This is a genomic window from Streptomyces europaeiscabiei (genome assembly GCF_001550375.1).
Lineage (GTDB): Bacteria > Actinomycetota > Actinomycetes > Streptomycetales > Streptomycetaceae > Streptomyces > Streptomyces europaeiscabiei.
Genome location: NZ_LRTR01000194.1, coordinates 1 through 1,009, shown reverse-complemented (window position 1 = coordinate 1,009; position 1,009 = coordinate 1). Strand labels below are relative to the sequence as shown.

The window sequence follows — 1,009 nt, the reverse complement described above, 5'->3', positions numbered from 1 at the left end:
GCGGCGAGCACGGCACCGCGTGCGAGCCGGGCTCCCGCCGGGGTGCTGAGCCGGTGGGCGAGCGGACGCTGCTCACGCAGCGCCCACAGACACACGATCCAGGCGGCGGTCCCCCGGTACACCTGCCCGCCGTCCCCCACGATCGTGATCTCCTCCAGCGTCGCCCTGGGGTCGAGCGACGGGAACAGCCGCCGAGCCTCCTCCGACCCCGCCGCCACGAACCCCAGTGGCACCAACTGCCGCTGCCTGCCCAGCCACTCCCGAAGAAAGGTGCACAGCCCGCACCGGGCGTCGTACAGCACGGTGAGCCCGCGAACCGGGACGCGCTCGGCGCCCCGGTCCCCGGTGGCCGTCTCGGCCGTGGTGGTCATGCCCGCCCCGTCGGAGCGATCCAGCCCTGCGGCGGGACCGGCGGTACCGGCTCCCGCTCCATGATCCCCCGCCGCCGGAACTTGTTCAGCACGAACACGTTCCCCAGGTGCAGCGCCCCGAGCACGAGCAGCACCACGCCGAGCTTCGCCGACACCGCCTCGAACACCGCACGCGGGCTGGTGATGGCGTTCTCCGCGTTCAGATACAGCGCCACGAAGCCCAGGTTCACGAGGTAGAACCCGACCACCAGCAGGTGGTTCACCGCGTCCGCGAGCTTCTCGTTCCCCTGCAGCACATCCGAGAGAAAGATCCGCCCGTTACTGCTCAACGTCCGCGCCACCCACACCGTCAGCCCCACGCTGACCAGCAAATAGACGACATACGCGACGACCGTGAGGTCCATGTCCCCACCCCTTCCCGGCTTACTTGAACGCGTTCAAAACGTTCTGGGGGAGACTGTAGCCCTGTTTTTGAACACGTTCAAGCCGTCATCCGGTGCGGGCCAGCTCCGGCCGCTTGGTGTAGTCCGTGAACCCGACGACGTTCCCCCAGGGATCCGCGAACTCGACGGTCCACCCGGTGGCGACCGAGAACGGCGCGTCGAGCGGCGCCACCCCCGCCGCGGCGAGCGCCCGCG

At 70.0% G+C, this 1,009-nt stretch carries 3 protein-coding genes; all 3 read right to left on the bottom strand.

What is annotated here, in order from left to right; genetic code table 11:
- A partial coding sequence (locus AWZ10_RS09555; protein WP_060890862.1) for a thiol-disulfide oxidoreductase DCC family protein occupies positions 1-371 on the bottom strand: 371 nt, incomplete at its 3' end.
- Positions 368-775 carry a hypothetical protein gene (locus tag AWZ10_RS09550; protein ID WP_037694386.1) on the bottom strand — a complete coding sequence of 136 codons (408 nt, stop codon included), beginning with the start codon at positions 773-775 and terminating at the stop codon, positions 368-370. The genes AWZ10_RS09550 and AWZ10_RS09555, both read right to left, overlap by 4 nt.
- Before the next feature lie 85 nt (positions 776-860).
- On the bottom strand, positions 861-1,009 hold a 149-nt coding region (locus AWZ10_RS53580), incomplete at its 5' end, for a VOC family protein (protein WP_425264481.1).